At 71.4% G+C, this 26,232-nt stretch carries 30 protein-coding genes; 12 read left to right on the top strand and 18 right to left on the bottom strand.

Annotation, left to right across the window (positions count from 1 at the left end):
- Nucleotides 1–2 precede the first annotated feature (2 nt).
- Entirely contained in the window at nucleotides 3–896 is an 894-nt protein-coding gene (locus ACZ5DC_RS20940) for a short-chain dehydrogenase/reductase (RefSeq protein ID WP_468654723.1), read from the bottom strand.
- Nucleotides 893–1,852 carry a DUF1990 family protein gene (locus tag ACZ5DC_RS20945; protein WP_468654725.1) on the bottom strand — a complete coding sequence of 320 codons (960 nt, stop codon included), beginning with the start codon at nucleotides 1,850–1,852 and terminating at the stop codon, nucleotides 893–895. Before ACZ5DC_RS20945 ends, ACZ5DC_RS20940 begins: the two co-directional genes overlap by 4 nt.
- Between ACZ5DC_RS20945 and ACZ5DC_RS20950 the strand changes: the two genes are divergently transcribed.
- Together ACZ5DC_RS20950 and ACZ5DC_RS20955 are read left to right on the top strand one after the other, a co-directional pair.
- Complete coding sequence (locus ACZ5DC_RS20950) at nucleotides 1,851–2,063, top strand: hypothetical protein (protein ID WP_366753086.1); 213 nt, start codon at nucleotides 1,851–1,853, stop codon at nucleotides 2,061–2,063. The genes ACZ5DC_RS20945 and ACZ5DC_RS20950 overlap by 2 nt on opposite strands.
- The gene (locus ACZ5DC_RS20955) at nucleotides 2,060–2,791 is read left to right on the top strand and encodes a DUF1990 family protein (protein WP_468654727.1); all 732 of its coding nucleotides are present in this window, start codon (nucleotides 2,060–2,062) and stop codon (nucleotides 2,789–2,791) included. The genes ACZ5DC_RS20950 and ACZ5DC_RS20955 overlap by 4 nt, the downstream gene beginning before the upstream one ends.
- A gap of 202 nt (nucleotides 2,792–2,993) precedes the next feature.
- Here the strand turns inward: ACZ5DC_RS20955 and ACZ5DC_RS20960 are convergent, their stop codons facing one another.
- The 3 genes from ACZ5DC_RS20960 to ACZ5DC_RS20970 form a co-directional block, all read right to left on the bottom strand.
- Nucleotides 2,994–3,353 (bottom strand): hypothetical protein, encoded by a 360-nt coding sequence (locus tag ACZ5DC_RS20960; RefSeq protein ID WP_468654729.1) that lies wholly within the window; start codon nucleotides 3,351–3,353, stop codon nucleotides 2,994–2,996.
- A 1,126-nt stretch (nucleotides 3,354–4,479) separates the two neighbouring features.
- The gene (locus ACZ5DC_RS20965; RefSeq protein ID WP_366753084.1) at nucleotides 4,480–4,935 is read right to left on the bottom strand and encodes a MarR family winged helix-turn-helix transcriptional regulator; all 456 of its coding nucleotides are present in this window, start codon (nucleotides 4,933–4,935) and stop codon (nucleotides 4,480–4,482) included.
- A 164-nt stretch (nucleotides 4,936–5,099) separates the two neighbouring features.
- Nucleotides 5,100–5,687, bottom strand: a complete 588-nt coding sequence (locus tag ACZ5DC_RS20970) for a TetR/AcrR family transcriptional regulator (protein ID WP_468654731.1) — start codon at nucleotides 5,685–5,687, stop codon at nucleotides 5,100–5,102.
- A 208-nt stretch (nucleotides 5,688–5,895) separates the two neighbouring features.
- Here ACZ5DC_RS20970 and ACZ5DC_RS20975 point away from each other — a divergent pair, with 208 nt between their 5' ends.
- On the top strand, nucleotides 5,896–6,660 hold the full coding sequence (locus ACZ5DC_RS20975) for an SDR family NAD(P)-dependent oxidoreductase (protein WP_468654733.1): 765 nt from the start codon (nucleotides 5,896–5,898) through the stop codon (nucleotides 6,658–6,660).
- Between the two features lie 67 nt (nucleotides 6,661–6,727).
- On the opposite strand, the gene ACZ5DC_RS20980 is transcribed toward ACZ5DC_RS20975, so the two are convergent.
- Nucleotides 6,728–7,951, bottom strand: coding sequence for an aminotransferase class V-fold PLP-dependent enzyme (locus ACZ5DC_RS20980; protein ID WP_468654735.1), 1,224 nt, complete (start codon nucleotides 7,949–7,951; stop codon nucleotides 6,728–6,730).
- Between the two features lie 473 nt (nucleotides 7,952–8,424).
- Between ACZ5DC_RS20980 and ACZ5DC_RS20985 the strand changes: the two genes are divergently transcribed.
- Together ACZ5DC_RS20985 and ACZ5DC_RS20990 are read left to right on the top strand one after the other, a co-directional pair.
- Complete coding sequence (locus ACZ5DC_RS20985; protein WP_468654737.1) at nucleotides 8,425–8,844, top strand: ester cyclase; 420 nt, start codon at nucleotides 8,425–8,427, stop codon at nucleotides 8,842–8,844.
- A gap of 299 nt (nucleotides 8,845–9,143) precedes the next feature.
- Entirely contained in the window at nucleotides 9,144–9,716 is a 573-nt protein-coding gene (locus tag ACZ5DC_RS20990) for an ester cyclase (RefSeq protein WP_468654739.1), read from the top strand.
- A gap of 54 nt (nucleotides 9,717–9,770) precedes the next feature.
- Here ACZ5DC_RS20990 and ACZ5DC_RS20995 read toward each other — a convergent pair whose 3' ends face one another.
- Both ACZ5DC_RS20995 and ACZ5DC_RS21000 read right to left on the bottom strand, forming a co-directional pair.
- Nucleotides 9,771–10,418 (bottom strand): TetR/AcrR family transcriptional regulator, encoded by a 648-nt coding sequence (locus tag ACZ5DC_RS20995; RefSeq protein ID WP_468654741.1) that lies wholly within the window; start codon nucleotides 10,416–10,418, stop codon nucleotides 9,771–9,773.
- A 151-nt stretch (nucleotides 10,419–10,569) separates the two neighbouring features.
- Nucleotides 10,570–11,283, bottom strand: coding sequence for an SDR family NAD(P)-dependent oxidoreductase (locus ACZ5DC_RS21000; RefSeq protein ID WP_468654743.1), 714 nt, complete (start codon nucleotides 11,281–11,283; stop codon nucleotides 10,570–10,572).
- A gap of 225 nt (nucleotides 11,284–11,508) precedes the next feature.
- Between ACZ5DC_RS21000 and ACZ5DC_RS21005 the strand changes: the two genes are divergently transcribed.
- The 5 genes from ACZ5DC_RS21005 (at nucleotide 11,509) to msrA (ending at nucleotide 14,716) form a co-directional block, all read left to right on the top strand.
- Entirely contained in the window at nucleotides 11,509–12,432 is a 924-nt protein-coding gene (locus ACZ5DC_RS21005) for a LysR family transcriptional regulator (protein ID WP_468654745.1), read from the top strand.
- A gap of 207 nt (nucleotides 12,433–12,639) precedes the next feature.
- Nucleotides 12,640–13,251 (top strand): NAD(P)H:quinone oxidoreductase, encoded by a 612-nt coding sequence (gene wrbA / locus ACZ5DC_RS21010; RefSeq protein ID WP_468654747.1) that lies wholly within the window; start codon nucleotides 12,640–12,642, stop codon nucleotides 13,249–13,251.
- Between the two features lie 100 nt (nucleotides 13,252–13,351).
- The gene (locus ACZ5DC_RS21015; RefSeq protein ID WP_468654894.1) at nucleotides 13,352–13,654 is read left to right on the top strand and encodes a muconolactone Delta-isomerase family protein; all 303 of its coding nucleotides are present in this window, start codon (nucleotides 13,352–13,354) and stop codon (nucleotides 13,652–13,654) included.
- A gap of 51 nt (nucleotides 13,655–13,705) precedes the next feature.
- On the top strand, nucleotides 13,706–14,077 hold the full coding sequence (locus tag ACZ5DC_RS21020) for an SgcJ/EcaC family oxidoreductase (protein WP_468654749.1): 372 nt from the start codon (nucleotides 13,706–13,708) through the stop codon (nucleotides 14,075–14,077).
- 123 nt (nucleotides 14,078–14,200) lie between these two features.
- Nucleotides 14,201–14,716 (top strand): peptide-methionine (S)-S-oxide reductase MsrA, encoded by a 516-nt coding sequence (msrA, locus tag ACZ5DC_RS21025; protein WP_468654751.1) that lies wholly within the window; start codon nucleotides 14,201–14,203, stop codon nucleotides 14,714–14,716.
- A gap of 212 nt (nucleotides 14,717–14,928) precedes the next feature.
- Here msrA and ACZ5DC_RS21030 read toward each other — a convergent pair whose 3' ends face one another.
- From ACZ5DC_RS21030 to ACZ5DC_RS21040, 3 genes are all read right to left on the bottom strand, one after another.
- Nucleotides 14,929–16,389, bottom strand: a complete 1,461-nt coding sequence (locus tag ACZ5DC_RS21030; RefSeq protein ID WP_468654753.1) for a dihydrolipoyl dehydrogenase family protein — start codon at nucleotides 16,387–16,389, stop codon at nucleotides 14,929–14,931.
- A gap of 302 nt (nucleotides 16,390–16,691) precedes the next feature.
- The gene (locus ACZ5DC_RS21035; RefSeq protein WP_468654755.1) at nucleotides 16,692–17,306 is read right to left on the bottom strand and encodes a TetR/AcrR family transcriptional regulator; all 615 of its coding nucleotides are present in this window, start codon (nucleotides 17,304–17,306) and stop codon (nucleotides 16,692–16,694) included.
- Nucleotides 17,307–17,362: 56 nt separating this feature from the next.
- Nucleotides 17,363–18,046, bottom strand: coding sequence for a hypothetical protein (locus ACZ5DC_RS21040; protein WP_468654757.1), 684 nt, complete (start codon nucleotides 18,044–18,046; stop codon nucleotides 17,363–17,365).
- 347 nt (nucleotides 18,047–18,393) lie between these two features.
- On the opposite strand from ACZ5DC_RS21040, the gene secY reads away from it, so the two are divergent.
- Nucleotides 18,394–19,701 (top strand): preprotein translocase subunit SecY, encoded by a 1,308-nt coding sequence (gene secY, locus ACZ5DC_RS21045; protein WP_468654758.1) that lies wholly within the window; start codon nucleotides 18,394–18,396, stop codon nucleotides 19,699–19,701.
- Here the strand turns inward: secY and ACZ5DC_RS21050 are convergent.
- The 7 genes from ACZ5DC_RS21050 to ACZ5DC_RS21080 form a co-directional block, all read right to left on the bottom strand.
- Nucleotides 19,680–20,396: an NADPH-dependent F420 reductase gene (locus ACZ5DC_RS21050; RefSeq protein WP_468654760.1), complete on the bottom strand. Its 717-nt coding sequence runs from the start codon at nucleotides 20,394–20,396 to the stop codon at nucleotides 19,680–19,682. The genes secY and ACZ5DC_RS21050 overlap by 22 nt on opposite strands.
- On the bottom strand, nucleotides 20,389–21,438 hold the full coding sequence (locus tag ACZ5DC_RS21055; RefSeq protein WP_468654762.1) for an LLM class flavin-dependent oxidoreductase: 1,050 nt from the start codon (nucleotides 21,436–21,438) through the stop codon (nucleotides 20,389–20,391). The genes ACZ5DC_RS21050 and ACZ5DC_RS21055 overlap by 8 nt, the downstream gene beginning before the upstream one ends.
- Before the next feature lie 346 nt (nucleotides 21,439–21,784).
- Nucleotides 21,785–21,991, bottom strand: a complete 207-nt coding sequence (locus tag ACZ5DC_RS21060) for a hypothetical protein (RefSeq protein ID WP_468654764.1) — start codon at nucleotides 21,989–21,991, stop codon at nucleotides 21,785–21,787.
- Nucleotides 21,992–22,049: 58 nt separating this feature from the next.
- Nucleotides 22,050–22,631 (bottom strand): TetR/AcrR family transcriptional regulator, encoded by a 582-nt coding sequence (locus ACZ5DC_RS21065; RefSeq protein ID WP_468654766.1) that lies wholly within the window; start codon nucleotides 22,629–22,631, stop codon nucleotides 22,050–22,052.
- A gap of 49 nt (nucleotides 22,632–22,680) precedes the next feature.
- Nucleotides 22,681–24,027 carry an MFS transporter gene (locus ACZ5DC_RS21070; protein WP_468654768.1) on the bottom strand — a complete coding sequence of 449 codons (1,347 nt, stop codon included), beginning with the start codon at nucleotides 24,025–24,027 and terminating at the stop codon, nucleotides 22,681–22,683.
- A 331-nt stretch (nucleotides 24,028–24,358) separates the two neighbouring features.
- Complete coding sequence (locus tag ACZ5DC_RS21075) at nucleotides 24,359–24,895, bottom strand: cysteine hydrolase family protein (RefSeq protein ID WP_468654770.1); 537 nt, start codon at nucleotides 24,893–24,895, stop codon at nucleotides 24,359–24,361.
- A 208-nt stretch (nucleotides 24,896–25,103) separates the two neighbouring features.
- Nucleotides 25,104–25,382: a GlsB/YeaQ/YmgE family stress response membrane protein gene (locus tag ACZ5DC_RS21080; RefSeq protein WP_468654772.1), complete on the bottom strand. Its 279-nt coding sequence runs from the start codon at nucleotides 25,380–25,382 to the stop codon at nucleotides 25,104–25,106.
- Between the two features lie 238 nt (nucleotides 25,383–25,620).
- Here ACZ5DC_RS21080 and ACZ5DC_RS21085 point away from each other — a divergent pair, with 238 nt between their 5' ends.
- Complete coding sequence (locus ACZ5DC_RS21085) at nucleotides 25,621–26,166, top strand: GNAT family N-acetyltransferase (protein ID WP_468654774.1); 546 nt, start codon at nucleotides 25,621–25,623, stop codon at nucleotides 26,164–26,166.
- Nucleotides 26,167–26,232 lie beyond the last annotated feature (66 nt).

Raw genomic sequence — 26,232 nt, forward strand, 5'->3', positions numbered from 1 at the left:
GGTCAGCCCTGCCCGTCGCCGTCCGCCGCGGCCGCGGCACGGTCGGCCCGTCCACCGGCGCCCAGGCTGCCCGTGGCACGCAGCGGCCGTCCGGCGTCCCAGCCGGGCAGATGATGCCGGGCCAGCCGCAGTACCACGGGCGGCAGGGCACAGCGCACGGGCTGGACGAGGCGCAGCCACGCCGGGACGTAGACGGCGGTGCTGCGGCGCTCGACGGCGCGCGCCAGCCGGGCGGCGACCGCGTCCGCCGGACGGATGTCCCGGACGCCGGGTGGCATGTGCACGCGCAGTTCGCGCAGGGCCGCGAAGTCCTCGGCTTCGCGGATCATGTCGGTGTCCGCCCAGGCGGGATAGGCGACACCCACCGCGATCCCCTCATGGGCCACCTCGGCCTGGAGGGAGTGGGCGAAGGCCTCCACACCAGCTTTGGAGGCGCAGTAGGCGCTCATCATCGGGGTGGCCCCGAGTGACGCGAGCGACGCGACCTGGAGGAAGTAGCCCGCCGTCGCCGTCAGGTCGGGCAGGAAAGCCCGCGCGGTCTGGGCACTGCCGGTCACGTTCACGTCGATGACACGGCGCCATGAGGCGGGGTCCGACGTCGCGAAGGGGCCTCCCTCGGCGATTCCCGCGTTCGCCACGACCGCCGACGGCCGACCGAGCTGTGTGCGGACCTCGCCCGCCGCATCGTCCAGAGCCGAGCTGTCGGTGACGTCGACCTCGACCGCCAGCGCCGGTACGGGCAGGGAGGCCGCCAACGCATCCAGTGCGGGCCCCTCGTGGCCGAGGAGTGCCAGGCGTGCCCCGCGCCGGGCCAGTTCGCGCGCCAGGGCCGCTCCCAGTCCGCGTGCGGCTCCGGTGACCACGACGGTCCGGCCCTGGAGCGGGCTCGCCCTCATGTGCTGTCCCTGCGCCGGTGGTCCCGGCTCGCGCCCGGCCGGCCGGACCGGTCCGCCGACGGTGCCTCCTGGGCCGGTGCCTCCTGGGCCGGCGCGCCGCCCGAGGGGTTCGCCCCCGCCCAGGAGACCGGGCGCACCGGTGCTCCTTCCGGCGACTCGAGCCAACGGGTGGAGATGTGCACACCGTCGGCCGGCCGGCCTCCCGACATCGCGGCGGCGGCCAGGCAGAAGCGGACCCACATGTTGAGCTGGATCTCCTTCGCCAGGCGCAGGTGCGAGTACAGAAGGTGCACCAGGCGACTGCCGGGGCACGCCCAGAGCTCGATCTCGAACACGAGCAGGCCGTCCTCCTCTCGCGCGCGGAAATGCACCTGACCTGCCTCCATGTGACCGCGCAGGGTCACCAGGCGCAGGCTTTCGCCGTCACGGTGGACGACCTTGACCGGTCCGTTCCAGGGCCCTGGCATCTCCACCAGCAGCTCGTCCCCGACGTCCAGACCGTGGTCACGGAGCTCACCGGTGTGGATGTCGACCACCTCGGAGGGCACGAATCCCTTGAAATCGCGGCAGACCCATTCGATGAGCCGGCCCGGACCGACGTCGGTATCGGCGATGCGCACGCGGAAGAGGCGGTGGAACAGGGGGCCGTAACCGTCCTGTGCCCGTTGCACCCGGCTGTCGACCGCGGCGGGCGGCAGCTGCGGCGGGAGGTCGGTCTCGTCACCGCGGCACTCGCCGCCCCGGTGCAAAGGCGTCGTCTCCCACAGGTAGCGCCACGAGACCAGCCCTGTGCCCAGAAGCCACCGCGCGAGCACGTTCAGCGTCCGAGAACAGCGTGGAAGCGTCATCCCGGCCCCTTCGACTCCGTATGAAACATCGGCAAAAGGTCTATACCCTGATAAAAGCGTACTTTCGCGAAAAACGCTGATACAAGGAAGCGACCCGGAGGTCCCCATGGTGGTCCGGCTCCTGCGCCGCGCGGGTGTGCGGAGTAGTCATCTGCACCTGGTCTCGCTCGCCTCCGTGGGCCTCTGCGTGACGTTGTGGGTGCGCGCGAAGGCCGTCGACCAGGAGCAACGGGGCAACGCCGAGCGGCGCGCGCTCTTCGTCGGTCTGTGGCCGCCGACGCTGTGGCTGATCGGCGACTCGCTCGAAGGTTCCGAATGAGTTCCTCGGGCAACCGGGTCTTCGGACGGCCCGACGCCGTGCAGGTGTGGCGGAACCTCGCGGACGCGCGCGTCAACTACGCGGTCGACGAGGTACGCCGGCCGTCGTGGAACATCGACGTCCACCGCACCGCGCTGCCGGCGGAGCGACCGGGCCCGCCGGAACCGGGAGGCTCCTGGGAACGGGCCTGCCGTCTGGTCCGCGACTACGAGTTCTCGCCGCCGGAGATCGTGCGCGCGCTCTACGACCCCGCCGCACCCTTGCCCGGCCGCGACATGCTGCTGGAGGCACGATTCCACGGCATGCACTTCTACTGCGGTGTGCGCGTCACCGCAGTGGTGGACGAGGTGCGCGACGGGACCGACCGCGTCTGGGGATGGGCCTACGAGACCTTGGAGGGCCACCTGGAACGCGGCCGGGCCACCTATGAGGTGGTGAAACGGCAGGACACCGGCGAGGTGCTGTTCGTCGTCTCATGCCATTCGCAGGGCGCCCCCACCCTGGACCGGATCACCCTCCTCGGGTGGCGCCTGTTCGGCCGCCGCACCCAGCTGCGGTTCTACCGCAGGTGTGCCGCACGGCTGTGCTTGTTCGTCGAGGCCGAACTGGACGGGCGTCATCCGCTGCCCGGCCGACCCCCGGCAGTCGGGCGTCTGGTGTGGGCACCCTCCGACACGAGGACGCACCACAGGGACGCGCTGGCGATCCACCGGGTCGCCCCCGGCTGAGGCACATCGCCGGACCGGCCGAGTCCGACCGGGGTACCCGGACCGCATGTCAGAAACCTTCATCTGGTTGCGTCGCCGTATCAGGGAACGGGCGCAGGAGTGGGGGAGGCGCAGGTTCCGGCCTTGGCCCGAGGAACGGCACCGCTGAGTCGCCCGGCGCCGCAGAGGCTGAGCACGCCGGTACGACGTGTGTCCGTCCGCGTCAGGAGAGGCAGTCACCCGAGCCGATGAACTCGGGGGTACCCATGTTCCCGCTGTAGACGGCGACGGACCAGCGGATGTACTGCCAGGACCGGTTCCTGCTGTACTCGTCCCTCGGTTTCCCGCAGGTGGTCCTCCGGGCGACATCCTGGAAGTTGTCTCTCTGGGCGCGGCCGATCAGCGTTCCGTAGGTGTCCTGGATCCATACGTACGCCGCCTTCTCGGCCGGGTCGAACCCGAGGCTGATGTCGTCGTCCGCGGCGGAGGGGTCCACGCCGTTGCCCTCGGCGACCCGCGCCTTCCACGCGGCGGTGAGGGCCTTGTCCGTGGCGTCCGCGACCCGGATCGTCCTTGTCGGCACTGGGTATCTGCGCGGTCGCCATGCCGGACTCGTCCCCCCGCCACTGCCCCGCGACCTCGCTGTGGCACCCGTCGGTGGCCCGGCCGAAACCGAGGACGTCCGCCTCGGAGTCACCGTCGGAGTCCTTCCAGAAGACGGAGTAACGGCCGTAGGGCCAGGTGGCCGGACCGCTCTGGAAGCGGCGGGCGAGGGTGGTGCAGGATGCCGTCTCACCTGCCCTGCGGAACACCTCCCGGTCGTCCTCAGGCAGTTGGGAGACCGGCCCGCCGGTCACCATCACGGTCTGCGCACGGCGGTTGAACGTGACCGTGGCGGTGAGGTGGTTCAGGCCCTTGGTGGCGAGCATCGACCTCACGTCGTCCTCGATCGCCCGGGCGGTGTCCTTCTCCTCCTGGGTGCTCGCGGTGGTGCTCGCCCTCCACTCGTCGTCCGACGGCTGCTCCTCGTCACCGGCCCGCGTGAACGCCGGGTCGGCGACGCCGGCCAGCGGATCGGTCGGTACGTGGATCCCGCGCGCATCGTCAGCGGTGTGCGTCGCCGCAGCCGGACCAGGGGTTCCGGCGGGCCCGGTGGCGCCGCCGGTGTGCCGGGCCGGGGACGCGGTCGGCCGGCCCGCGACGGCGTCCCGCGCGCCGCCCCGGTCACCGTCGTCAGGGAAGGCGGCCGGGAAGGCCAGGGCGCCCCTGGCGAGAGCGCCGGTCACGGCGGCGGCCACCAGCACGGTCGTGACGGTCCGTCTGCGGGAAGGAGGGCCGTGCCGACGAGGCGGCTCGGCCACGACGACGCCGAACTACCCGCGCCCGCCGATCAGTTCACGGCCCACCTCCCGGTTCCGGAGATGCTCGCCGGAGCCGTGCTGGACCTGGCCCGGTACGGACGGACTGTTCCAGCACGCCCGCAGGGACGGCCCGTTGGCAGTGACCGCACCGTTCGGAAGACCGCCTGCCCGAGGTGCCGGCCGGCTACGACCGTACTGCCACGGCCCGGCCGGTGCGCTACCTCCACCCGTGTTCCCGGTAGGCGTGGGCCGGGGTGGTCATCGTCCTGCCGTGGAGGTCGCGCTCTCCGCCGAGCGCGGGCGGTAGTCGCCGTCCGGGCAGAGGCGGCCCACTGGGGTGAGGTGCCGTCAGGCGGGCGCTATGCGCTCCAGTACCTTCGCGGCGGCGGCGATGTCGCAGCCGTCCAGGCGCGAGAACACATGGCGGCGCACGCTCGCGAGGTTGGTGGGCCACGCCTGCCTCAGCTGTGCCCAGCCCGCGCTGGTGAGGACGGCGAGCCAGGCCCGCCCGTCGTCCGGCGACTTCTCACGGATGACCAGCGACTGCGACTCCAGCCGGTTGACCACTCGCGTCATGCCGCTCAGCGACAGCCCGCACCTGCCGGCGAGCTCGCTCATCCGCATCTGGTGGTCCGGCACCTCGGAGAGGTGCACCAGGACCATGTACTCGGTACCCGAGATCGGCTGCTCTTCCAGCATGTCCGCGTCGACCACCCGGGGCAGGAACGTGATCACTCTGCCCAGAGCCCGCAGGAAGGCCTCCTCGTCCGGGTCCAAGGGCTTGAGGGGCGTCGCGTCTGCCATGGCCACAGTGTAGATCGCCCGCGATCGCCGTCTCCGCGGCCGGTGACCCCTGAACCAAACCCCCCGCCGGCAACGTGTACCTCCTGAAGGACTCCCGCCACCCACCCCCTTGTGGCGGGACGGGGCGGCCGCCCCACGTGGTGCGCACTACGGGCGGCCGCCCTTCAGCGCGTCAGGATGCCGTGCAGGAGCAGATCGATCAGGGCCGGGGCCAGGCCGGGCTGTTGTTCGGTGTCGGCCATGACGCTGATGCCGCCGAGGGCCATGAGGACGTCCTGCGCTTCGACCTGTGACCGGGTGACGTTCTGGCTCGCCCCGGCGGCGAGCAGGTGACGGACCGCCTCGGTGAGGTGGGCGCGGGTGGTCAGCCGCTCGCCCTCGTCGGTCAGCACCACGCGCAGCACGTCGGCCATGCCGTGCTTGGCGGCCATGAAGTCGATGAAGCGTTCCATCCAGGCCCGGAGCGCCTCCGCCGGGGGCAGCGAAGCGGTGAGTTCGGGTGCGGCTGCGCACAACACCTGTACTTCGTGCCGGTACGTCGCCTCGATCAGCAGTTCCTTGGACGGGAACCGGCGGTAGAGCGTGCCGACACCGACGCCGGCCGCGCGGGCGATGTCCTTGACCGAGGCGCCCGTGCCTTCCCGGGCGAACGCCTCTGCCGCGGCGCTGAGCAGCCGGTCCTCGTTCCGTCGCGCATCGGCGCGCAGCGGCCTGTCCTGGCGTCCGGTGCCGTCCGTGCCCTTGCCGGTCACCCTGTTTCCTTCCCCTCGCGCTTGCAAGCGGAACCAGTTCCGCTTAATGTGCATCCGGAACCGGTTCCGGTTACGAGGCTACCGTGCCTCGGCACGAGGGGCGAGGGGCGCCGCCGGATCACGGCGGACGCCCGGCTCGCCGCCCGTTTCCCGTATCGCCGGCATCCGAGGGCGACCTGCCCGACCGCCCCTATGAGGAGGAAGACACATGACCGCGCGACTGCAGAACACAGTGGCCCTGGTGACCGGTGCGAGCAGCGGCATCGGCGAGGCGACCGCACGCGGGCTCGCCGCGGAAGGCGCGGCGGTCGCCGTGCTGGGACGGCGGCGGGCACGCCTTGAGGCGCTCGCGGACACGGTGCGGGCGGAGGGTGGCACGGCCTTGGTGGTGGAGGCCGACATCACGGACAAGCAGCAGGCCGCGAGCGCGCTGGAGAGCGTGGTGGCGGAGCTCGGCCGTCTGGACACGGTCGTCAACAACGCCGGCGTCATGGGCGTCGGGCAGGCCGTGGACTCTCCGCTGGAGGAGTGGGAACACATGCTGGAGGTGAACGTGCAGGGTCTGCTGTACGTCACCCATGCCGCGCTGCCGCATCTCCTGCGCGCGGCGGAGGACTCGCCGCGGGGAGTGGCGGATCTGGTCAACATCAGCTCCACCGCGGGACGGGTCGCCCGTCCCGGAACGGCCGTCTACAACCTGACCAAGTTCGGGGTCAACGGCTTCACCGAGGCGCTGCGGCAGGAGTTGATCTCGAAGCGCGTACGGGTGAGCGTGGTCGAGCCCGGCACCGTGGCCACCGAACTGAGCACGCACCTGCGCGACGGCGTACGACAGGCCGTCGAGCGCCAGATCGCGGACATGGAGGCGCTCCGTCCCGAGGACATAGCCGACGCCGTGTCCTACATCGTCACCCGGGACCGCCGGGTCGCCGTCAACGAGATCCTCGTCCGCGCCGGCGAACAGACCTGGTAGCCGGCAGTCCGCGGGCGCGCCGCGCGACGCTCACCCGGGCCGGCGGTCCCCGCCCGGTCCGGCGGGCTCAGCTCCGCAGTGACGCCAGTGCGGCGGCGACCCGCTCGGAGACCTCGGGCGGCGTCGAGGCGTGCGGGGAGAAACGGAGTGAGTCGGCGCGCACCGTCGGAGTGACACCCTCGGCGTGCAGGGCCTTCGCCACGAGGGACGGTTCGCGCCCCGGCATGGTGAAGGAGAGGATGCCCGCGCGCCGTGCGGGGTCGGCGGGGGAGAGGACGCGGCCCCCGCACCGCTGGACGGTGTCGGAGAGCTCGGCGATCCGCGCGGCGATCGCGTCCTCGATCGCGGCTACGGTGTGCCGCTCCACGATGGCCAGCGCGGACGCGAACGCGGCGGCCGTCACCGGGCTCAGATGGGTGATCGACCACCGGCGCGCGTCCGGGGCCGGCGGGTGTGCCGTTCCGTCGAAGAGGCCGGCGTCCTCGACGCCCGTCCAGCCGGTGAGGACGGGGTCGAGGCGTTCCAGCGCCCGGTCGGACAGCGTGGCGAAGCCGGTGCCCCACCCCGCGCGCAGCCACTTCTGGCCGCCCGTCACCAGTACGTCGGCCGTGTCCCAGGGCAGCGCGGCCACGCCGAACGCCTGGATGCCGTCCACGATCAGCAACCGGTCCGGGCCGATCGCCTCGCGCAGCGCCGCCAGGTCGGTGCGGAAGCCGGTACGGAAGTCCACGGCGCTCACGGACAGGGCGACCACGTCATCGGTCAGGGCGGTGCGGACCAGGTCGGGGGTGACACCGGCGCCCGGCGCCGGGTCGAGCCAGCGCGGGGTGGCCCGGCCCAGCTGCGCGGCGCGGTGCCAGGGATAGTGGTTGGCGGGGAAGTCGGTCCGCGGCGTGAGAACCAGGCCCTCCCGGATGCCGAGAGCCGCGTGGAACAGGCCGGTGGACGTGTTCGGGAGCAGCACGGTGTGCCGGACGTCGGTGCCCGCCAGGCGGGCGGCCGTCTCCCGAGCGGCCTCTTCCGCACGCATCAGGGCGTCCACGGTGGTGTGGTCGGCGGTGGCGGATTCCGCCGCGGCTCGCGCCCCGGCGGCCACGGCGTCCCGCGACGGCGGTCCGAAACGTGCGAAGTCCAGGTACCCGGCGGGCGTGTCGAAGTGGGCGGCGTACGACGTGAGCACGGGGCTCGTCCTTCCGGGCCGATGCGGTGCGGTGTGGGTGGCGCGGCGGGTGAGGACCGTGCGCGTGCCGTGGACCGCCTCCTCGCCGCCCACCACCCCGCGTGTCGCCACCCGCCCCGCACCGTACGCGGTTCGCGGCGCACGGTTTTCCCCGGGGTGCCGGTCCGCAGGGGATCTCCGTCATCCCGCTCTGCTAGCCGCCCCGCGCATCGCGCCGCACGAGCCCCGGCCGAGGCTCGCGCGACGGTCGTCCGCCGCCGCTCGGGCACATGCCCCGGCAGCGCGCGGCTGTTCACCGCCTGCCGGAGTGCCCTCGCGCGGCCACAGGGGGAGACTGGAGAGACCGTGGCCCAGGGCCGCCGCGCCGGGACACACGTGTGCCGGGGCTTGGTGTGTGGGCTGTGCCACGCGTCGGCCGGGGAGCGGGCCGGGCCGTCGCGGCGGGACGCGCGGCGGTCGCCCGGCGAGCACGCGGACCGGGGGATTCCCGGCCTCTCCGCCTGCCCGCCTTCCCGCACCCGCGGGCGCCCGCGGAAGTACCGGCCGCCTTGGATCGGTGGCCTGATCGGCGCAGGAGGAGCGCTATGTCGAGACAGACGAACATCGCCGCCCAGACCGCCTTCGCGGAGGCCGTCATCTCAGGAGACCTCGACGCCCTCGACAAGGTCGTGGCGCCCGGTTCGATCGACCACGACCCCGCCCCCGGCCAGGGGCCCGGGCCCGCCGGGTACAAGGCGATGTTCGGCGAACTCCGCGCCGCCTTCCCGGACCTGAACGTGGCGGTGGAACACCTCGTGGCCACCGACGACGAGCTGGCCTTCGCCTACACCATCAGCGGAACCCACCTCGGACCACTGAGGGGGCACCCGCCCACCGGCAGGAAGGTGAGCTACCGGGGCATGCAGATCAGCCGCTTCGACAGTGACGGCAGGCTCGTCGAACGCTGGGGCAGCAGTGACGAGCTCGGCATGCTGCGGCAACTGGGCCTCACCGGGGACGCGTGACGCCCCGGACGAACAGACGGCGCCGGAAGCCGTCCCCAGCTCCGCACGTCCCGCCCGTCCGCTGTCCCGTTGACGTGAGTCCAGGCTCTCCGCCGCGCCGCCTCTCCGGGGCAGCCCTTGTCCGAGAGGCCGTCGGGGTGCGGGAGGGCCGCCTGGCGCACGAGCGAACCGAAGGCGCCGCCTCGCCCGCCGAGGAGGTTCATGCACGGGCTATTCAATAGGTAATGTATAACCCTAATTGGCGGGACGTCCGTGCGGGTGTCCGTCCGCAGCCCACCGCAGAGGGAAGGCAAGACCACATGGCGATGCACGCCTCCGACCTCGGTCACGCGCTCTTCAAGGTCCTGGAGACCGGTGACCCGGCGCTGGCCGCCGAAGTCGTCCACGACGAGTTCCACAACCGCGAAGCGGCGGTGTCTCCTCCGGCCTGCCGGATTCCGGGTCCGGCGGGCGTGCTCGCCTCCAGCGCGTGGATGCGGTACGCGTTCGCCGACCTCCGGCTGCCCGTGACCGACATCGTCACCAGCGACTCCCAGGCGTGGGTACGGCTGCGCATGCGGGGCCGGCACACCGGTGCCTTCGTCCTCTTCAAGGACCAGGGGGTCGACCAGGTCGTCCCGCCCACCGGCCGGGAGATCGACTTCGAGCAGATCCACGTGCTGGACCTGCGGGACGGCAAGGTCGTCCGGCACGAAGCCGTGCGGGACGACCTCACCATGCTCGGTCAGCTCGGCGTCTTTCCCCCCGGCCCGGCCGCCGGGCTGCGCATGCTGTCCTGGCGGGTGACCGGCCGAGCCGCAAAGGCCGCCTCCGAGGTCACGGCGCGAGCGACCGAGGCAGCCGCGGCGCCGGCGCGCGACACCACGGTATGAAAGTTGCGCCCCCCGCACAGGCGAGGGGCCGAGGACGCCGGTCCGGTCACCGCTCTACTCGCACGGCTGGTCTTCCGGTGCGGGGGTGCGGCGGAGCAGGGTCGCGACGGAGGTGTGCAGCAGAAAGGCCTCGGCACGCTCCCAGGACCAGCCGTTCTCCCGCACCAGGGTGCGCCAGCCGGTCGGGCCGAACCAGAACCAGAGGAGATCCGCCGTCTCCTCCTCGGGGCGGTCGGGCGCCGGGGTCAGGGTGTGCAGGTGGCGGGCGGCTGTCCGCAGGGCCTCGCGGTAGGCGGAGGTCGCCCGTTCCCACAGCGCCTCGCCGTTCTCGTGGACGGGCAGGGCCGCCCGGATCGCTTCGTGGATCTGGAACTGTCCTTCGTTGCCGGTCCGCGTGCCCCGCGCCAGCGCCTCCAGGACGGCTTCCGGCGTGCGCAGCGCGAGCACGTGCCGCATGGTCTTCTCGTAGTCCGACGCGACCACGCCCTGGTCGACGATCTCGTTCAGGATGTCGCCCTTGCTGCCCACGCTGGCGAAGATGGTCTTGGCCGAGACTCCGCTCGCCGAGGCGATGTCCGCCACGGTGACCCTGCCGTAACCGCGGGCGGCGAACAGCTCGGTCGCGCACCGCAGGATCTCCGCGCGCGTGCGTGCGGCCGCCTGCTGGCGCAGGGGAGAGACGTAGGGGCGTTTGGCAGGCATGAGGTCATGGTAACGGCCGTGATCACGCCCGGTTCTATTCATTAGGTGCCGTAACACCCCGAATGCGCGGCAGGCCGCCGATCACGCTCGTGATCGGCGGCCCGCCGAGGGTCCGGAGGGGTCCGGCGACGGGTGACCGCCGGCCCCGGCGTCAGTGGCCGGCGCTCTGACCGCCGTCGACGTGCAGGACCTCGCCGGTGACGAACGGCGCGCCCTCCAGGTAGAGGACCGCGTCGACGATGTCGCTGATCTCACCCATCCGCCCGACCGGGTGCAGGGCGGCGAGCGTCTCGTGGGTCTCCTCCGCGTGCATCGGGGTCTTGATGACGCCGAGGGAGACGGCGTTGCTGCGGATGCCCCGGGTCGCGTACTCGATGGCCAGAGCCTTGGTGGCGGACTGGAGGCCGCCCTTGGTCAGGGAGGCCAGCACCGAGGGCACCGCCGAGTGGGCGTGGTCCACCAGGCTCGTGGTGATCTGGACGACGTGGCCGCCGCCCTGACGGAGCATCTGCGCGACGGCGAGCTGGGTGATCCGGAAGAACCCGCTCAGGTTGACGCCGGTGACCGCGTCGTAGTCCTCCTGGGTGTACTCGGTGAACGGCTTGGCGACGAAGATGCCGGCGTTGTTGACCAGGGTGTCGATGCGGCCGAACCGCTCGATCGCGGCGGCGGCGACGCGCTCGGCCGTGGCGGGGTCGGCGATGTCGCCCTGGAGGGTGACGACGTCCGGGTCGTCCGAAGGGGCGATCGTCCGCGAGGTGGCGACGACGGCGTAACCGAGCTTGCGGTACGCCTCGACCAGGCCCGCGCCGATGCCCTGGGAAGCACCGGTGATGACGGCGACCTTCTTGCCGGAGTTGCTCATGACTGCCTTCTTCGTTCTCGGTCCGTGACGGTGGTGGTGCCGACCGGTCCTCGTCGGACGGTCACGTGTGAGAACCAGACGACCAGTCGCCTAATTCCGGTCCGGCTCACCCAAGCATTCTCGCTCCACCTTCTCTGACCTGCGGTGGGAGCCTGTGACTACCAGCTGCAAGCCAACACGTCACGGAGGGCCCCGGGGCTGTTCCGTCCGTCGCCGCTCCGTAGCATGGGCCTCATGGAGTTGCGTCAGTTGCGGTACTTCGTAGCGGTGGCCGAGGACCTCAACTTCGGGCGTGCCGCGGACCGGCTGCTGATAGCCGGTCCGTCGCTGTCCCAGCAGATCAAGGCGTTGGAGCGCGACCTCGGTGTGCGGCTCTTCGACCGCGACCGCCGCTCGGTCGCCCTCACGGCCGCCGGTGCGGCACTCCTTCCGCAGGCGCGCGACCTGCTGGAGCGCGCGGACGACCTCCGGAACCGCGCCGCCAGGATCGCCGGCTCGGAATCCGTCCGGATCGGCTACGTCAACTGGCTGCCACCCGACCTGACGGCCCGGACCTCGGCCGTGGCGCGGGTGCACGTCGACGCATGGGTCGCGCCCTCGCACACCCAGGCGGCACGGGTCGCGGACGGCAGTCTCGACCTCGCGGTGTGCTGGGTCCGCCGGCAGGACCTGGACGAACGCGGCCTCAACGCCCGGCTCATCGGCGCGGACCGCCTCTACGCGGTCTCCGCGGGCCGTCAGCCGGACGACATCCGCGCCCAGGACCTCCTCGTCCTCACGGACGCCGACGTCACGACATGGTCGTCCTGGAACGTCTACGCCGAGCGGCTGGCCCGCGACACCGGCGCCCGTGCGGTGCGCGTCTCCGACGGAGGCATCACCGGTCCGGGCTTCTTCGACCACGTACGCCGTGCGCGTCGCCCGATCCTCAACTGCCCGAAGGCTCAGGGGGCACCGCTGCCCCCCGATCTGGTCGCGCGCCCCGTGTCCGGGCCGAAGATCTACTGGACGTGGTCCCTGGTGTGGCGCCGCGACGAGCAACGCGCGGCCGTGCTCAGCACCGTGGACGCCCTCACGGAGGGAGTCGGCGACTGCGGTCTGGACGACCCGGACGCATGGCTCCCCGACGACGACCCGCACCGCCGCTGACCGGCTCCGCCACGTCCGGCGCCACCACCTCACCCCCGGCCCCGGCCCGGCGGCCGGCAGAGCGTCCCGGAGCCGTCGGCGCTAGGTGAGCGGCACCCTGGCGCACAGCAGCGCACGGCCGGCTTGCGCTGAAGTAGACCGGTCGTCTAGCTTAGGTGACCGGTCGACTCAACAGGTCGACGCAGTCCCTCGAAATGGAGAAGCCCTGTGTCCGCTCCGATCAAGCTCGCCATCGTCTTCTACTCGTCCACCGGCACGATCACCGAGATCGCCAAGGAGCTGCGCGACGCCGGTGTTAAGGCGGGCGCCGAGGTGCGCCTGCTGAAGGTGGCCGAGCTGGCCCCGCGGGCCGCCATCGACTCCAACCCCGCCTGGGCCGCCAACCACGCCGCCATCGCCGACATTCCCGAGGCCACCCCGGAGGACATCGAGTGGGCCGACGCGGTGGTCTTCGGCACGCCGACCCGCTTCGGCAACGTCTCCTCGCAGCTGAAGCAGTTCATCGACACGCTCGGCGGCCTGTGGGCCCAGGGCAAGCTCGCGGACAAGGTCTACAGCGGCTTCGTCTCCACCGCCACCGACCACGCCGGCCAGGAGTCCACCCTGCTCGCGCTGTACAACTCCGTGCACCACTTCGGCGGCATCATCGTCACGCCGGGCTTCACCGACCCGCAGAAGTTCGTCGACGGCAACCCCTACGGCACCTCCCACGCCGACGGCCAGGGCACCAAGCCCGTGGGTGAGACCACCCGCCTCGCCGCCGCCATCCAGGCCGAACGCGTCGTGAAGATCGCCGCCGCCCTCCGGACCGCCGCCTGACCGGAATGCTGGGCGCGTGCCGGGCCGGCCGGCGGTAACCGGCCGGCCCTGTTCTTCGATAAGCATCGCAGCCCGCAGTACCGAGAAAGGAAGAATGACGATGAAGGAATTCCTGGTCGTGCTCACCACGACCGTGCCGGAGGGCACCGACTCCGCCGAGGTCGACCGGCGGCGCGCGGCCGAATCCGTCCGGGCCCGGGAACTGGCCGCCACCGGACACCTGTTCCGGCTGTGGCGCCCGGTCGGGGAGCTGCGCAGCGTCGGCGTGTGGCGCGCGGACGACGAGGCCGACCTGCGTGAGAACGTGCTCGGCACCCTGCCCCTGTGGCCGTGGATGACCGCCGAGATCACCGCCCTGCAGTCACACCCCAACGACCCGGGCCCCACCGGCCCCACCGCCTGACACCACATGGGGCGCTCCCCTGCGCGCCCTGCCGGCAAGAGGAGGAAACCGATGAGCGGCACAGCAGCGCAGGAAGCGATCCTGCGTGGCGTCATGGACCAGTGGAAGAGCGCGGTCGACGCGCACGAGCCGGAGAAGGTCGCGGCGCTCTTCACCGAGGACGCCATTTTCCAGGGGCTCCGCCCCTACAGCGTCGGCCGTCCCGGGGTCGCCGCGTACTACGACTCCCAGCCGATCGGGCTGACCGCCGAGTACCGGGTGCTGGAGACGCGGAGCCTCGCGGACGACGCTCTGCTCGGGTATCTGGACGTCGACTTCGGGTTCACCGACCGGCCGGACATCCACGTCACGCTCAGCATCGTGCTCAAGCAGGTGGTCGACCGCTGGTACGTCTCCCACTACCAGGTGACGAAGCTCGGCTGACGCGCTACCCGCCTCGCGATGTCCGCTCCCACCGAGCGTCACCTATTTGACAGGTGACGAGTTATGCGTCATAGTAGTGCGGTAACTCCTCCGGTCGCTGGGGGAGGGGAAGGGTGAGAACTGATGACCGACATCGAGGAAAGGGCGCTGCTGGCGGGCGGCTGCTTCTGGGGCATGCAGGAACTGATCCGCAAACTCCCCGGTGTGACCCGCACCCGGGTCGGTTACAGCGGCGACGACGGCCTGGCCCATCCCACGTACCGCAACCACGGGAACCACGCCGAGTCGATCGAGATCACCTTCGACCCGACCGTCACCGACTACCGTGCGATCCTGGAGTACTTCTTCCAGATCCACGACCCGACCACGAAGAACCGGCAGGGCAACGACATCGGGGCCAGTTACCGTTCCGCCATCTTCTACCTCGACGAGGAGCAGCGGCGCGTCGCGCTCGACACGATCGCCGATGTCGAGGCGTCGGGGCTGTGGCCGGGATCGGTGGTGACCGAGGTCGTCCCGGCAGGTCCGTTCTGGGAGGCCGAGCCGGAGCACCAGGACTACCTCCAGCGCTACCCGGACGGCTACACCTGCCACTTCCCGCGCCCGAACTGGCGGCTGCCGAAGCGCGCGGAAGTCTGAGCACCACGGGGCGGTGAGGCCGCCCTCCACGCGGTACGGCCGCGGGACGAGCCGGTGAGGCTCGTCCCGCGGCCGTTTTCGCGAGGTCGCCTCCGAGCGCGCCGCCGCCCGGGATCGCGTCCCTCCGGCTCCGCCGGCGGCGCCCGCGCCATGGAACACCTGACTTCGGCGACGTCCCGGTCCGCGTCGCTCATGGGGCGGCGGGAAGGCGTTCAGCAGGGTTCCGCGGTGCCCCGGTGGCGGTGGGTTTCCAGCAGCCTGAGCCAGACCTCGCTGATCGTCGGGAAGGCCGGCACGGCGTGCCAGAGCCTGTCGACGGTCACCTCGGCCGTCACCGCGACGGTCGCCGAGTACAGGAGTTCCCCTACGCCGGGGCCGACGAAGGTGACTCCCAGGACGACGCCCGTCTCCTCGTCGAGCAGCATGCGGGCCGCGCCCCGGTAGCCCTCGGCGTACTGACGCGCACCCGCGACCAGTCCGATGTCGTAGTCCACGACCTCGACCCTGCGTCCGGCGCGTGCGGCCTCGCGTGTGGTGAGACCCACGGACGCGACCTCGGGGTCCGTGAAGACGACTTGGGGAACGGCCACGAGGTCGGCGGTGGTCGTGTGGGCGCCCCACTTGGTCTCGTCGAGGGTCTCGCCCCGCGCGCGTGCGCCGATGACGGCGCCCGCGATCCGTGCCTGGTACTTGCCCTGGTGCGTCATCAGCGCCCGGTGGTTGACGTCACCCACGGCGTAGAGCCAGCCGTCGGGGACGGCGGTCACCCGGCAGGTGTCGTCCACCCGCAGCCAGTCGCCGGGCGTCAGTCCGACGGTCTCCAGCCCCAGCTTCCCCGTCTGCGGGGTGCGGCCGACGGCGAACAGGATCTCGTCCGCGGTCGTCTCGGTCCCGTCCTTGAGTTCGGCCCTGACCTCGCCGGCGGGCTCCTGGCGCGTCACGGAGATCACCGAGGTACCGAGGCGGACGTCGACCCCTGCCTCGCGCAGGCCCTCCGCGACGAGTTCACCGGCGAACGGTTCCATCCGGGGAAGCAGTCCGGCCTCGCTGCGGACCAGCACGGTCACCCGGGAGCCGAGGGCCTGCCAGGCGGTGGCCATCTCCACGGCCACCACACCGCCGCCCACCACCAGGAGCCGCCCGGGTACCTCGGAGGAACTGGTCGCCTCACGGCTGGTCCACGGACGCACCGAGTCGAGTCCGGGCAGGTCGGGGAGGGCCGCGCCGGTGCCCGTGGCGACGACGACGGCGTGCCGGGCGGTGAGGCGGACCGTGTCGCCCTCGGGCGTCTCCACCGCCACCTGCTTCTCGCCGGTGAGCCGGCCGTGGCCCCGGATCAGGTCCACGCTGACCGAGTTCAGCCAGTCGACCTGGTCGTCGTCCCTCCAGTGCTCGGCCATCGTGTCACGGTGCGCGAGCACCGCGGGAACGTCCAGGGGCCCGTCCGCCGCGTGGCGGAAGCCGGGGACCCGGCGGGCGTCGGCCCGCGCCATCACAGGCCGCAGCAGCGCCTTGCTGGGTTCGCAGGCCCAGAAGGAGCACTCACCTCCGAGGAGTTCGTGCTCGATGATGACCGTGCTGAGTCCGGCGGCCCGGGTGCGGTCGGCCACGTTCTCGCCGGCCGGGCCGGCTCCGATGACGATGACGTCGTAAGCGCGGGAGACATCGTTCATCACTGCTCCTGAGGCTTGGCCGTGCCTCGTCGGCCGGAGCCGCTCGCTGTCGTTCGGAGCGAGAGGGGCTTCCCGCCGGTATGCGCCGGCGCGCGGAGGAAGTGGCCGTCCCGACCCCGGTGTGTCCTCACCGGGGTCGGACGAGACACGGGAGAACGGATGAGGCACACCCTATGCCCTGGTCCGTGCGGGCGCACTGTCCCACCGTGACGGCGCGAGGGCTTTCGGAGGTACGACGGCGGCCCCTGGTCACCAGGACCAGGGGCCGCCGTCGTACTCGGACGTTCGGTCAGGTCGTGCCGTCAGGCCGCGGCCGGGACGGCCGGCCGGGCGTTCAGCAGCGCCAGGCAGTTGGCCCAGAGCCCGTTCAGCGTCGAGGTGGTGTTGTAGAGCTTGGCGAACATCACCTGGCCCTCGAGCTGTGCCACGATCGACCGGGCGGCCTCTCGTGCGTCGTCGGCCGAGACCTCCCCGCGCTCCTGGGCTTCGGTGACGACCTTCTCGACCATCTCCACCTGGGCGTCGAAGATGTGCTGAAGGCGTTCGCGGATGGGCTCCGTCTGGTTGCTCAGCTCCAGCGTGAGGTTGCCGAACATGCATCCGGAGACGGTCCCGCAGCTCTGCTGACCGGCGCGCAGGCCGGCCTCGGTCTCCTCGAACAGCCGTCGCAGCCGCGACAGCGGTTCGCCGTCGCCCTGCAGCACCCGGGTCCACTGACCGCGCTGGGCCTCCCAGTGTTCGTCGAGGACGGCCAGGGCGAGGGCCTCCTTCGACTCGAAGAAGTAGTAGAAGCTGCCCTTCGGCACCCCGGCGGCCTTGCAGATCTCGGCCACGCCCAGCGCCGAGTAGCCACGCAGCTCGATGAGTGACTGCGCAGCGTCGAGGATCTTCTTCCTGGCGTCACTTGTGCGTCCCATGCCACCATTATACGACCGATCGACTACATCGTTCGGGCGTCCAGCTCCCCTGCTCGTCAGCGGCTGCGTCCCAGGCTGTCCAGCGGTGTGCCGGCCGCCCAGCGGCGCAACCGCCGGCCGTCGACGAGGTGGACGTCGGTCTGCCGGGACGCCCAGCGCGCCTCGGCCCGGCTGAAGGCACCGCGGTGGACGATGAGCCGCCCGGGCCGCTCCGCGCCGGGCCGGACCGTCTCCTGCACGGTCTCCGGCCAGCGGGCGTCCTCGTCGGCCGGCGCGGCGGGACGGAACCTGACGTCGAGCGCGCGACCGTGCCGGTCCCGGGCGTACAGGTGCATGTCCCCCTTGCGCAAACTCAGATCGGCCACACGCCAGCCGTCGCGCTCCAGCATGCGCGTGGTGGCCTCCACCAGCCCGCGGTCGTCCAGCCGTGCGAGTTCCTGGGCGGTGTAACGGCCGCGGCGCCGGCGGAGGACCCTCCGGCGCAGGCGCAGGCCCGCCGGGGCGGCCGTCACGGACAGGAGGGCGCACGTCAGCAGGCCGGTGACCCCGAGCGCGTGGCTGAGGCGGCCGGCCAGCAGCAGGAGCGTCAGCAGCACCAGGCCGAGGCCGACGAAGGAGGGGAGGACCTCCCGCAGCTCGGGACCGTACCGGCCCTGGGCCCGCAGTTCGGCGACCCGCTGCCGACGCAGGGACCGGCGCGACGTCGGTACGGGCGAGTCCGGGTACCGCACCTTCGTCATCCCGCCCGCCCCCGCCCTCTCGGTTCCTTCGGCCCCTCGCCGCGCCCCTGCGCCGGTCCGACCGTACATGTGTGACCGTCCGGCTCAGGACCTCGCCCCACCCCCGCGCCGCCGCCGCACACCGCCCGGGGACGGGCGGCACCAGGGGCGCCGATTGTTCCACGCGTCGGCCGGCGCCCGCACGGGGTTCGCCGTCCGCGTCGACACGTGTCTGCCGGGGCCGGCGCCCGGCTGCTCTCCGGTTGCCGGACCGGTTCACCCGTTCGAGCATGGTGGTGGGCGCGGACTCGCCGTGCGCTCACCCCCGTCCTGCGTCTCCGTGACTGACGCAGGACGAAGGAGGAACCTTGCCCAGCGCCTTCGTCCAGGTGTTCAGGACTCCTGATCTGCGGAAGAAGACCGTCTTCACGCTCGGTGTCATCGTGCTGTACCGCCTGGGGTCACACGTCCCCCTTCCGGGGGTGGACTACGGGAACGTGCAGAGGTGTGTGGACCAGGCGTCGGGCAGCGGTGGCCTGCTGGGACTGGCGAACGTGTTCAGCGGTGGGGCACTTCTCCAGATCACGCTGTTCGCCCTGGGCATCCTGCCCTACATCACGGCGAGCATCATCCTGCAGTTGCTGACCGTGGTCGTGCCGAGACTGGAGACCCTGAAGAAGGAGGGGTCGGCCGGGCAGGGGAAGATCACCCAGTACACCCGTTATCTGACGGTGGGGCTCGCCCTCGTGCAGGGCACGGGCCTCGTCGCCACCGCCCGCAGCGGCGCCCTGTTCCCCGCCTGCCGGACGGCGTCGGGCATCGTTCCGGACACCTCCGTCCTCGCGGCTGTCGTGATGGTGCTCACGGTCACCGCGGGGACGGCCTGCGTGATGTGGCTCGCGGAGCTGATCACCGAGCGGGGGATCGGCAACGGCATGTCGTTGCTCATCTTCGTCTCCATCGCCTCCACGCTCCCGAGGGCGCTGTGGGCCGTGAAGGAGCAGGGTGAGATCGCCGGCGGATGGCTCAGCTTCGGCAGCGTGGTCCTCGTCGGCCTGGTCATGGTCGCCCTGGTCGTGTTCGTGGAGCAGGGCCAGCGGCGGATCCCGGTCCAGTACGCGAAGCGGATGGTGGGACGCAGGTCGTACGGGGGGACGGCGACGTACATCCCGCTCAAGGTGAACCAGGCCGGTGTGGTCCCCGTCATCTTCGCCTCGTCCCTGCTCTACATCCCGGCGCTGATCGCGCAGTTCTCGCACTCGAACTCGGGCTGGGCGGCGTGGATCACGCGGAACTTCGTCCGGGGCGACCATCCCTTCTACGTCGCCGCCTACTTCCTGCTGATCGTGTTCTTCGCCTTCTTCTACGTGGCGATCACGTTCAACGCGGAGGAAGTGGCGGGGAACATCAGACAGGCCGGGGGGTTCGTCCCCGGCATCCGGGCCGGCCGGCCCACGGCCGAGTACCTCGGCTACGTCCTCAACAGGCTGACCTGGCCGGGCTCGCTGTACCTGGGCCTGATCGCGCTGGTGCCCACCGTGGCGTTCGCCGGCCTGGGCGGTGCCAACCAGCTGACCGGCACCAGCATCCTGATCATCGTGAGCGTCGGCCTGGAGACGGTCAAGCAGATCAACAGCCAGATCGAACAGCACCGTTACGAGGGCTTCCTCCGCTGAGGAAGCCCTGGCGGGCCCTGCTTGGCGTGGCCCGGCTCCGATGCGGGGAAGCGGTCGAGCATGGCGCGCAGCTCCGCGGCGCTCACGTCGGCGCCGAAGGGTTCGGTGCCCGGTTGCAGTCGTACGCCGTCGGCGAGCGGGCCGGCGACGACGGGGTCGAAGCCGAGGGCGTGGACGAGGCTTGCGACCGTGGCCCTGTCGTCGGGGTCGTCACCGGCGAGGGCGATCGCCTTGCGGTCGGCCGCCCCGGCGGGCCGGGCCTCGTCCTCCAGGTCGTGGTAGCCCATGTGGTTGAACGCCTTGACCACGCGGGAGCCCGGCAGGAACGCCTGGACCAGTTCGCTGGTGGACGTGCGCGGGTCGGTGAAGTCGTCGCGAACACCGTCGACCTCCCACCAGTAGTTCATGGCGTCCACGACGAGTTTGCCGCGCAGTGCCTCCACCGGGACGTTGCGGTACTTGCCCAGGGGCAGAGCCAGGATCGCCACGTCGGCCCGGGCAGCGGCCTCCTGTGCGGTGACCGCGACCGCACCGGGGGCGAGGACCTCCACGGTGAGCGCGATGGCGTCGGCCCCGCCCGAGCCCGCGATCAGCACCCGGTAGCCGGCTGCCACCGCGAGCCGCGCCAGTACGGTTCCCACCTTCCCCGCGCCCAGGATGCCGATCGTGCGGATGTCGGTGACCGGATCAGGCACGGGCCGGCTCCGCACTGAGCAGTTCCCTCACGCGGGGGGCGACTTCGCGGCCCAGCAGCTCGATCGTGCGGGCGCGGGCCTGCCGGGGCAGGTGCATGATGTCGTACTTGAGGTCGAAGCGGCTGAGGTGCAGATCTCGGGCCGTGCGGGCGATCTTGCGGGCGACGGTTTCCGGGGAGCCCACGTAGAGCGCGCCGTCGGCGAGTTCCGCCTCGAAGCGTGCGCGGGTCGGGGCGTAGAACCCGCGTTCCTCGGCCAGTGCGGTCACGACCGGCTCCCAGTACCGCCACCAGGTCTCGACCGCCTCCTCGTCGGTGTCGGCGACGAGGCCCAGGGAGTGCTGGCCGACCGGTCGTGGAGCGTGTCCGGACTGCTGGAGCGCCCGGTGGTAGAGATCGACGTGACCGGCGAAACGCTGCGGACGCCCGCCGATGACGGCCAGCATCAGGGGCAGGCCGTAGCGGGCGGCGCGCAGCACGGAGTGAGGGCTGCCGCCCACGCCGATCCAGGTCGGGATCCCGCCGGGCCGCATCCGGGGCATCAGCCGCTGCTCGGTGAGCGGCGGCCGGAACATCCCCGACCACGTCACCGCCTCCTCGCGCCGCAGCCGCATGAACAGCTCCAGCTTCTCCTCGAAGAGCTGCTCGTAGTCGGCCATGTCGTAGCCGAACAGCGAGAAGGACTCCGTTGCGGACGCGCGTCCCAGGACCAGCTGCGCCCGGCCGCCGGACACCGCGTCCAGCGTCGAGAACTCCTGGTAGAGCCGCACCGGGTCGTTCGTGCTGAGCACGGTCACCGACGTGCCGAGCCGGATGCGTTCCGTGGCCGTCGCCATGGCGGCGAGCAGGACCGGTGTGGCGCTGTCCACGTGGCCCGCGCGGTAGTGCTCGCCGACGCTGAAGACGTCGATGCCCGCGGCCTCGGCGAGCGCGGCCTCCCGGACCAGGAGCCGTACCGTCTCGGCGTCGCCGAGGACACGGCCGTCGTCCGTCGCGATCTCTCCGAAGGAGTTGAGCCCGATGTCGAAGGACGTGGCCATCATGATCCTCCTCAGCCCGGGCTCCGGCTGTCGGGCGCCCGGGGTTGCTTGACAGGTCAAGTATCCAGGCGCATGTTTGACGTGTCAAGTAAGCGGGGTAGGAGGGCTCGGCCCGCTGGCCGGCCGGCGGTGCGGCGGGCAAGGCGCCGGCCGTGCCGGCACTCGCGCGCCGCGGCCCCGTCCCGCTCGACCGTCACGGCCCGGCCGGATGGCCGCAGGCGCGGTCAGTGCCGGGAAGCGGGCGATGCGCCGCGCCGACGGCGCCGTAGCCGATGACCAGGACGCGCTTGCCGACCGGCGAGGTGCGGTACTCGGGCTGCCACGTCGAGCCTCCTGGACAGGGCCGGCATCAGGGTGACCGCCAGTCGCGCCCGGTGCTCAGCCGGGTTCCGGGCGGCATCGCGTCCAGCGGCGGCAGCATGTGGTCGTAGCCGGAACCGAGCAGCTGGACCACCTCCAGCTTGGGCATCCGCGGCAGGACGGGGCGCAGCACCCGTTCTGCGCCCGGGACCGGCGGGCCCACGAGGAAGCGGACCTCGGCGGGGTCGCCCGGCAACGGGCCGGACCCGTCCCAGTAAGCGTAGGTGAGCCCGTCCGGCAGGCCGGGTGTCCGGTCAGCCGGCGAGCGGCGCCGCTTCCAGCAGGACCGCGGCCGCACCGCGGGCGGTCGTCGCGGCGGAGGGGTCACGATCCATCCGCGCGGCCTGACCCGCACCGTCGTAGAGCAGCAGGAGCTGTCGGGCCAGCTCCTCGGGCTGGGCGTACCCGCATGTGGTGGCCAGTTCGGTGAACAGCTCGCGCAGCCAGGACCGATAGTGCTCGGCGGTGCGGCGGACGGCGCTGTCCTCGGCCGTCTCGGCGCTGGCCCGGACGAACGCGCACCCGTTGTACCCCGGGTCGGTGAACGCCTCGCCCAGCGCGTCGAAGACACCGAGGATCTGCTCACGAGGAGTGCGGAAGCGCGTCAGGGTCCGGGTGATCCGATTCCGTGAGCGCTCGAAGCGCTGCTCCAGGTAGGCGCAGACGAGCCCTTCCTTGCTGCCGAAGGTGTTGTAGAGGGACGCCTTCGCCACACCGGCGTGCTCGATGACACGGTCGATGCCGACCGTTTGCACACCCTGCTGGTAGAAGAGTTCGTCAGCCGCCTCGAGCAGCCGCTCACGCGCGGACACCTTGATCGCGGTCCTGGCCGCCATGACCATCACCCTCTCAGACAGACCTGTCCATTCTAGCGCGGACCCTGTGTCATCCCTGGGAGCCGGTCTGTGCCAGGGGCGCCGCCTCCGGGACGGAGACGGAGGCGGCTTCGGGGCGTACGACCGCCACGTGCTCCACCCGGCGGCCGCTGAGCACCAGACCGGTCAGCGCCGCGAGGGCCAGCACGATGACGGCGATGCCGTACTCCCAGGACGTCCGCACCAGGCCGCCGCCGTGCACGACCAGGACCCCGCCGATCACCGCCGGCACGCCGAGCCCCATGTAGCACACGACATACAGAAGGGACAGGACCCCGGCTCGTTCGTGCGGCTCCACCTGCGGCACGACCAGCCTGATGCCCCCCTGGAACCCGCTGCCGAAGCCGAAACCGGATATCGCGCCGCCGATGAAGAACCCGATCACGGACGGGGTGCCGCCGGTTCCGGAGCCGATGGACACCAGGGTGATCACCACGCCGACGACCAGGGAACCGATGCCGATCAGCATGACGCTCCGCGTCGCCGCCTTGCGCAGCAGGACGACGGCCAGACCGGCGGAGCCGGCGAGCACGAACAGGGGCAGCCCGCCCCACACCACGGAGGTGGAGCGCACCAGGGTGCGGATGAGAGCCGGTCCGAGCGCGCCGTACAGGCCGGTCAGCGCCCACACGGCGAACATCACCGGTGCGGCGATCGCCACCGACGCGCGAGCGGACCTGGGCAGCTTGAACTCGGGGGCCATGCTGGCCAGCGCGCCCGGCTTGCGGCCGACGGTCTCGTTCAGGCCGGTCACGGCCAGCGCCTGCACGACGAACACACCGAGGAGCACGTAGTAGACGAGGTGCGTCGGGGCCGGCAGGTACTGCACGATGAGCCCGGAGACCAGGGCACCGCTCGCGGTTCCGATCGTGGGCGCGAAGGAGTTGAGGAAGCCGCCCCTGCGCGCGTCGAGGTCGAGCATTCCGGCGCCGAGCGCGCCGACCGCGGCCCCGGTGCTCAGCCCCTGGACGACGCGGGCGGCCAGCAGCGCGTCCACGCCGCCGGCGGTGATGAAGACCGCCATGGCCGCCGTCTGGCCGACCAGGGCCGCGAAGAGCACCGGCCGCCGGCCCACGTGGTCGGAGATCTTGCCGAAGATCAGGAGCGCGACCAGCACGGCCACCGCGTAGACGCCGAAGACGACGGTGACGGTGATGGGCGAGAACCCCCAGCGCTCCTGGTAGAGCGCGTAGAGGGGGGTCGGCGCGCTGGACGAGGCCAGTAGCGACACGAGGATCGAGGCCAGGAGTCCGAGGGAGGCGATGGGCCCGAGGCCCCTGCGTCGCGGGGCTCCGTGAGCGGGGGACCGCCTGACCGGGATGGCCTCGAAGGCGGGTCGCTGCGTCGTGCTTCTCATGACTCTCACTCTCGGTCTGGTAAGTGAACCTGCTCCATACTAGACAGATCTGTCTGATGCGTGGGAGTCCTGGACCGTGAGAGATGTCGCAGGGAAGGGGGCAGCCCGTTCGGGAGTAGAGCGGAGCTGGGGCGCGTTACGTCTTCGATCTCCGCCGGAGGGTTCGGGCAACGACCCGGGGACGCACGGGTGTGTGCGTGTATGTGCCTGTGTGTACGCGGAGTGGACGATCCGCCGTCCGTGACCGGGTGGTCACTCCGGGCACCGGGGAATGTGCGAACGGCAGCGTGCGGGGCGAGGGGACCGGGCGATCAGCCCTGACACCCCGGCTTCACGCCCAGAGTTCCCGGCTTTCGCACACCCGCGCACCCATGTTGCGCTCCATCATCCGCAGTGCGGCCTGGGCGAGGTCTTCGTGGATGTGCGCGACGGCGTCGTGCGGAACGATGACGTCGAAGTGCCGGATGTGTGCGTCCAGGGCCGAGTACAGCACGCACTGTTCGGTCACCTGGCCGGCGAGCACCAGCCGGTCGATGCCCTGCTGCTGCAACAGGTAGTGCAGCGGTGTCTCGAAGAAGATGGAGTGGCGGGCCTTCAGGACGAAGAGCGAGTCCTCGTCGGGCTTCACGGGCTCGACGAGATGGGCATGAGGAGTGGCCAGGGCCCGGTCGAGCAACTCGCCGTGATGTGAACGCCACTCGCCGAAGTTGTCATTGACGTAGATGACCGGCACTCCGCGACCGCGTGCGCGCCGCAGCAGCTCGGTCAAGACCGGCACGACCGGTTCCGCCGAGCGGATCAGCTGGTCGGCGTCCTTGTGGTCGTAGGTGTTGATCATGTCGATGACGATCAGCGCAGTCTTGCTCATACGACCAGGGTTCCACCGATGGACAGTGAGCCAACTTCTGCACACCGGGCAAGAGACGCTGTTTCACGGATGCGGGACGGTGAGTCGTCCGCGTGCCGCGTCCCTTCCCGGACGTCCTGCCGGCCGGTCCGCCTGAACACGCCGATGGCTCCCCCGGCGTGTCGGGGGAGCCATCGGGAGCGGTTCGACCGCGTGCGGCCTTAGTGGATCACGCGTGGCGGTGCGAGTGGCGGTTGCCGGTGAAGACGCGGTACAGGGCGAGCAGGATGAGGGAGCCTACGATCGCGGCGATCCAGGTGGAGAGTTCGAAGAACCCGTCGACGGAGTCGACGCCGAAGATGACCTTGCCGAGCCAGCCGCCGAGCAGACCGCCGGCGATGCCGATGAGCATGGTGACGATGATGCCGCCCGGGTCCTTGCCCGGCATGATGGCCTTGGCGATGGCGCCGGCGAGCAGGCCGATGATGATCCACGCGAGGATGCCCATGATGTGTCTCCGTCTCGCTGTATAAAGACTGTGTTAGCTCCTCGTCTGTACCGTCCGCGCTCTTACAAACGTGGGATTTTCGGTTTGCGGCTCCCGGAGCGAGAAGACCTGGTGTCTTCGGTGCCGGCGTCGAACCGTCACCGGCGGCGTACCGTGGGCCGGCGAGGGCGAGGGGCCATGAACTCCCCTGGCGGGGAGCGTGGCCGCCGTGGCGGAGCGTCGGGGGAGCGGCCCTGTGGTGATCACGTGGCGACGGGTCCGGGAGCAGGACTTCCCGCTGCTGCGGACGTGGCTGGAGCAGCCCCATGTGAAACGCTGGTGGAACCACGGGACCACGGTGGAAGAGGTGGCGCGCGACTTCGGCCCCGCCGCCCGGGGGCAGGAGCCCTCGGAGGATCTGCTCGCACTCCTGGAAGGCCGTCCGGTCGGTCTCGTGCAACGGGCACGCCTGCTCGACTACCCGGAGTACCTGGCCGAGCTGGCGGCCCTCGTCCCCGTACCTGACGGCGCGATGACCATCGACTATCTGGTCGGCGATCCCCGTCAGACCGGCCGGGGCCTGGGGACGGCGATGATCCGTGCCGTCATCGTGCGGACCTGGGAGGAGCACCCCGCCGCCCCGTGTGTTCTCGTTCCGGTGGTGGCCGCCAACCGTGCTTCGTGGCGGGTGCTGGAACGCGCGGGGTTCCGCCGGATCGCGGCCGGCGACCTGGAGCCGGACAACCCGGTCGACGACCGGACCCACTACCTCTACCGCGTCGACCGCCCCGGGAGCGGCGACTGACGGGCTCCGCGTGGAGCGTATGCGGAGGGGCGCGGGCCGGCTCGGCGGTCCGCCTCAGGCGGACGG

This window comes from Streptomyces sp. NPDC031445 (genome assembly GCF_055581365.1).

Excerpts from the sequence above, each read along its gene's own strand:
- ACZ5DC_RS21075 (WP_468654770.1), bottom strand. The coding sequence starts at position 24,895 with ATGAGCAAGACTGCGCTGATCGTCATCGACATGATCAACACCTACGAC.
- ACZ5DC_RS21015 (WP_468654894.1), top strand. The coding sequence starts at position 13,352 with ATGAAGGAATTCCTGGTCGTGCTCACCACGACCGTGCCGGAGGGCACC.
- ACZ5DC_RS20985 (WP_468654737.1), top strand. The coding sequence starts at position 8,425 with ATGTCGAGACAGACGAACATCGCCGCCCAGACCGCCTTCGCGGAGGCC.
- ACZ5DC_RS20955 (WP_468654727.1), top strand. The coding sequence starts at position 2,060 with ATGAGTTCCTCGGGCAACCGGGTCTTCGGACGGCCCGACGCCGTGCAG.
- ACZ5DC_RS20950 (WP_366753086.1), top strand. The coding sequence starts at position 1,851 with ATGGTGGTCCGGCTCCTGCGCCGCGCGGGTGTGCGGAGTAGTCATCTG.
- ACZ5DC_RS21040 (WP_468654757.1), bottom strand. The coding sequence starts at position 18,046 with ATGACGAAGGTGCGGTACCCGGACTCGCCCGTACCGACGTCGCGCCGG.
- ACZ5DC_RS21005 (WP_468654745.1), top strand. The coding sequence starts at position 11,509 with ATGGGCCTCATGGAGTTGCGTCAGTTGCGGTACTTCGTAGCGGTGGCC.
- ACZ5DC_RS21000 (WP_468654743.1), bottom strand. The coding sequence starts at position 11,283 with ATGAGCAACTCCGGCAAGAAGGTCGCCGTCATCACCGGTGCTTCCCAG.
- ACZ5DC_RS21030 (WP_468654753.1), bottom strand. The coding sequence starts at position 16,389 with ATGAACGATGTCTCCCGCGCTTACGACGTCATCGTCATCGGAGCCGGC.
- ACZ5DC_RS21065 (WP_468654766.1), bottom strand. The coding sequence starts at position 22,631 with ATGGCGGCCAGGACCGCGATCAAGGTGTCCGCGCGTGAGCGGCTGCTC.
- ACZ5DC_RS20965 (WP_366753084.1), bottom strand. The coding sequence starts at position 4,935 with ATGGCAGACGCGACGCCCCTCAAGCCCTTGGACCCGGACGAGGAGGCC.
- ACZ5DC_RS21080 (WP_468654772.1), bottom strand. The coding sequence starts at position 25,382 with ATGGGCATCCTCGCGTGGATCATCATCGGCCTGCTCGCCGGCGCCATC.
- ACZ5DC_RS20990 (WP_468654739.1), top strand. The coding sequence starts at position 9,144 with ATGGCGATGCACGCCTCCGACCTCGGTCACGCGCTCTTCAAGGTCCTG.
- ACZ5DC_RS20945 (WP_468654725.1), bottom strand. The coding sequence starts at position 1,852 with ATGGGGACCTCCGGGTCGCTTCCTTGTATCAGCGTTTTTCGCGAAAGT.
- ACZ5DC_RS21020 (WP_468654749.1), top strand. The coding sequence starts at position 13,706 with ATGAGCGGCACAGCAGCGCAGGAAGCGATCCTGCGTGGCGTCATGGAC.
- ACZ5DC_RS21035 (WP_468654755.1), bottom strand. The coding sequence starts at position 17,306 with ATGGGACGCACAAGTGACGCCAGGAAGAAGATCCTCGACGCTGCGCAG.
- ACZ5DC_RS20995 (WP_468654741.1), bottom strand. The coding sequence starts at position 10,418 with ATGCCTGCCAAACGCCCCTACGTCTCTCCCCTGCGCCAGCAGGCGGCC.
- ACZ5DC_RS21055 (WP_468654762.1), bottom strand. The coding sequence starts at position 21,438 with ATGATGGCCACGTCCTTCGACATCGGGCTCAACTCCTTCGGAGAGATC.
- ACZ5DC_RS21070 (WP_468654768.1), bottom strand. The coding sequence starts at position 24,027 with ATGAGAAGCACGACGCAGCGACCCGCCTTCGAGGCCATCCCGGTCAGG.
- ACZ5DC_RS20975 (WP_468654733.1), top strand. The coding sequence starts at position 5,896 with ATGACCGCGCGACTGCAGAACACAGTGGCCCTGGTGACCGGTGCGAGC.
- msrA (WP_468654751.1), top strand. The coding sequence starts at position 14,201 with ATGACCGACATCGAGGAAAGGGCGCTGCTGGCGGGCGGCTGCTTCTGG.
- ACZ5DC_RS20940 (WP_468654723.1), bottom strand. The coding sequence starts at position 896 with ATGAGGGCGAGCCCGCTCCAGGGCCGGACCGTCGTGGTCACCGGAGCC.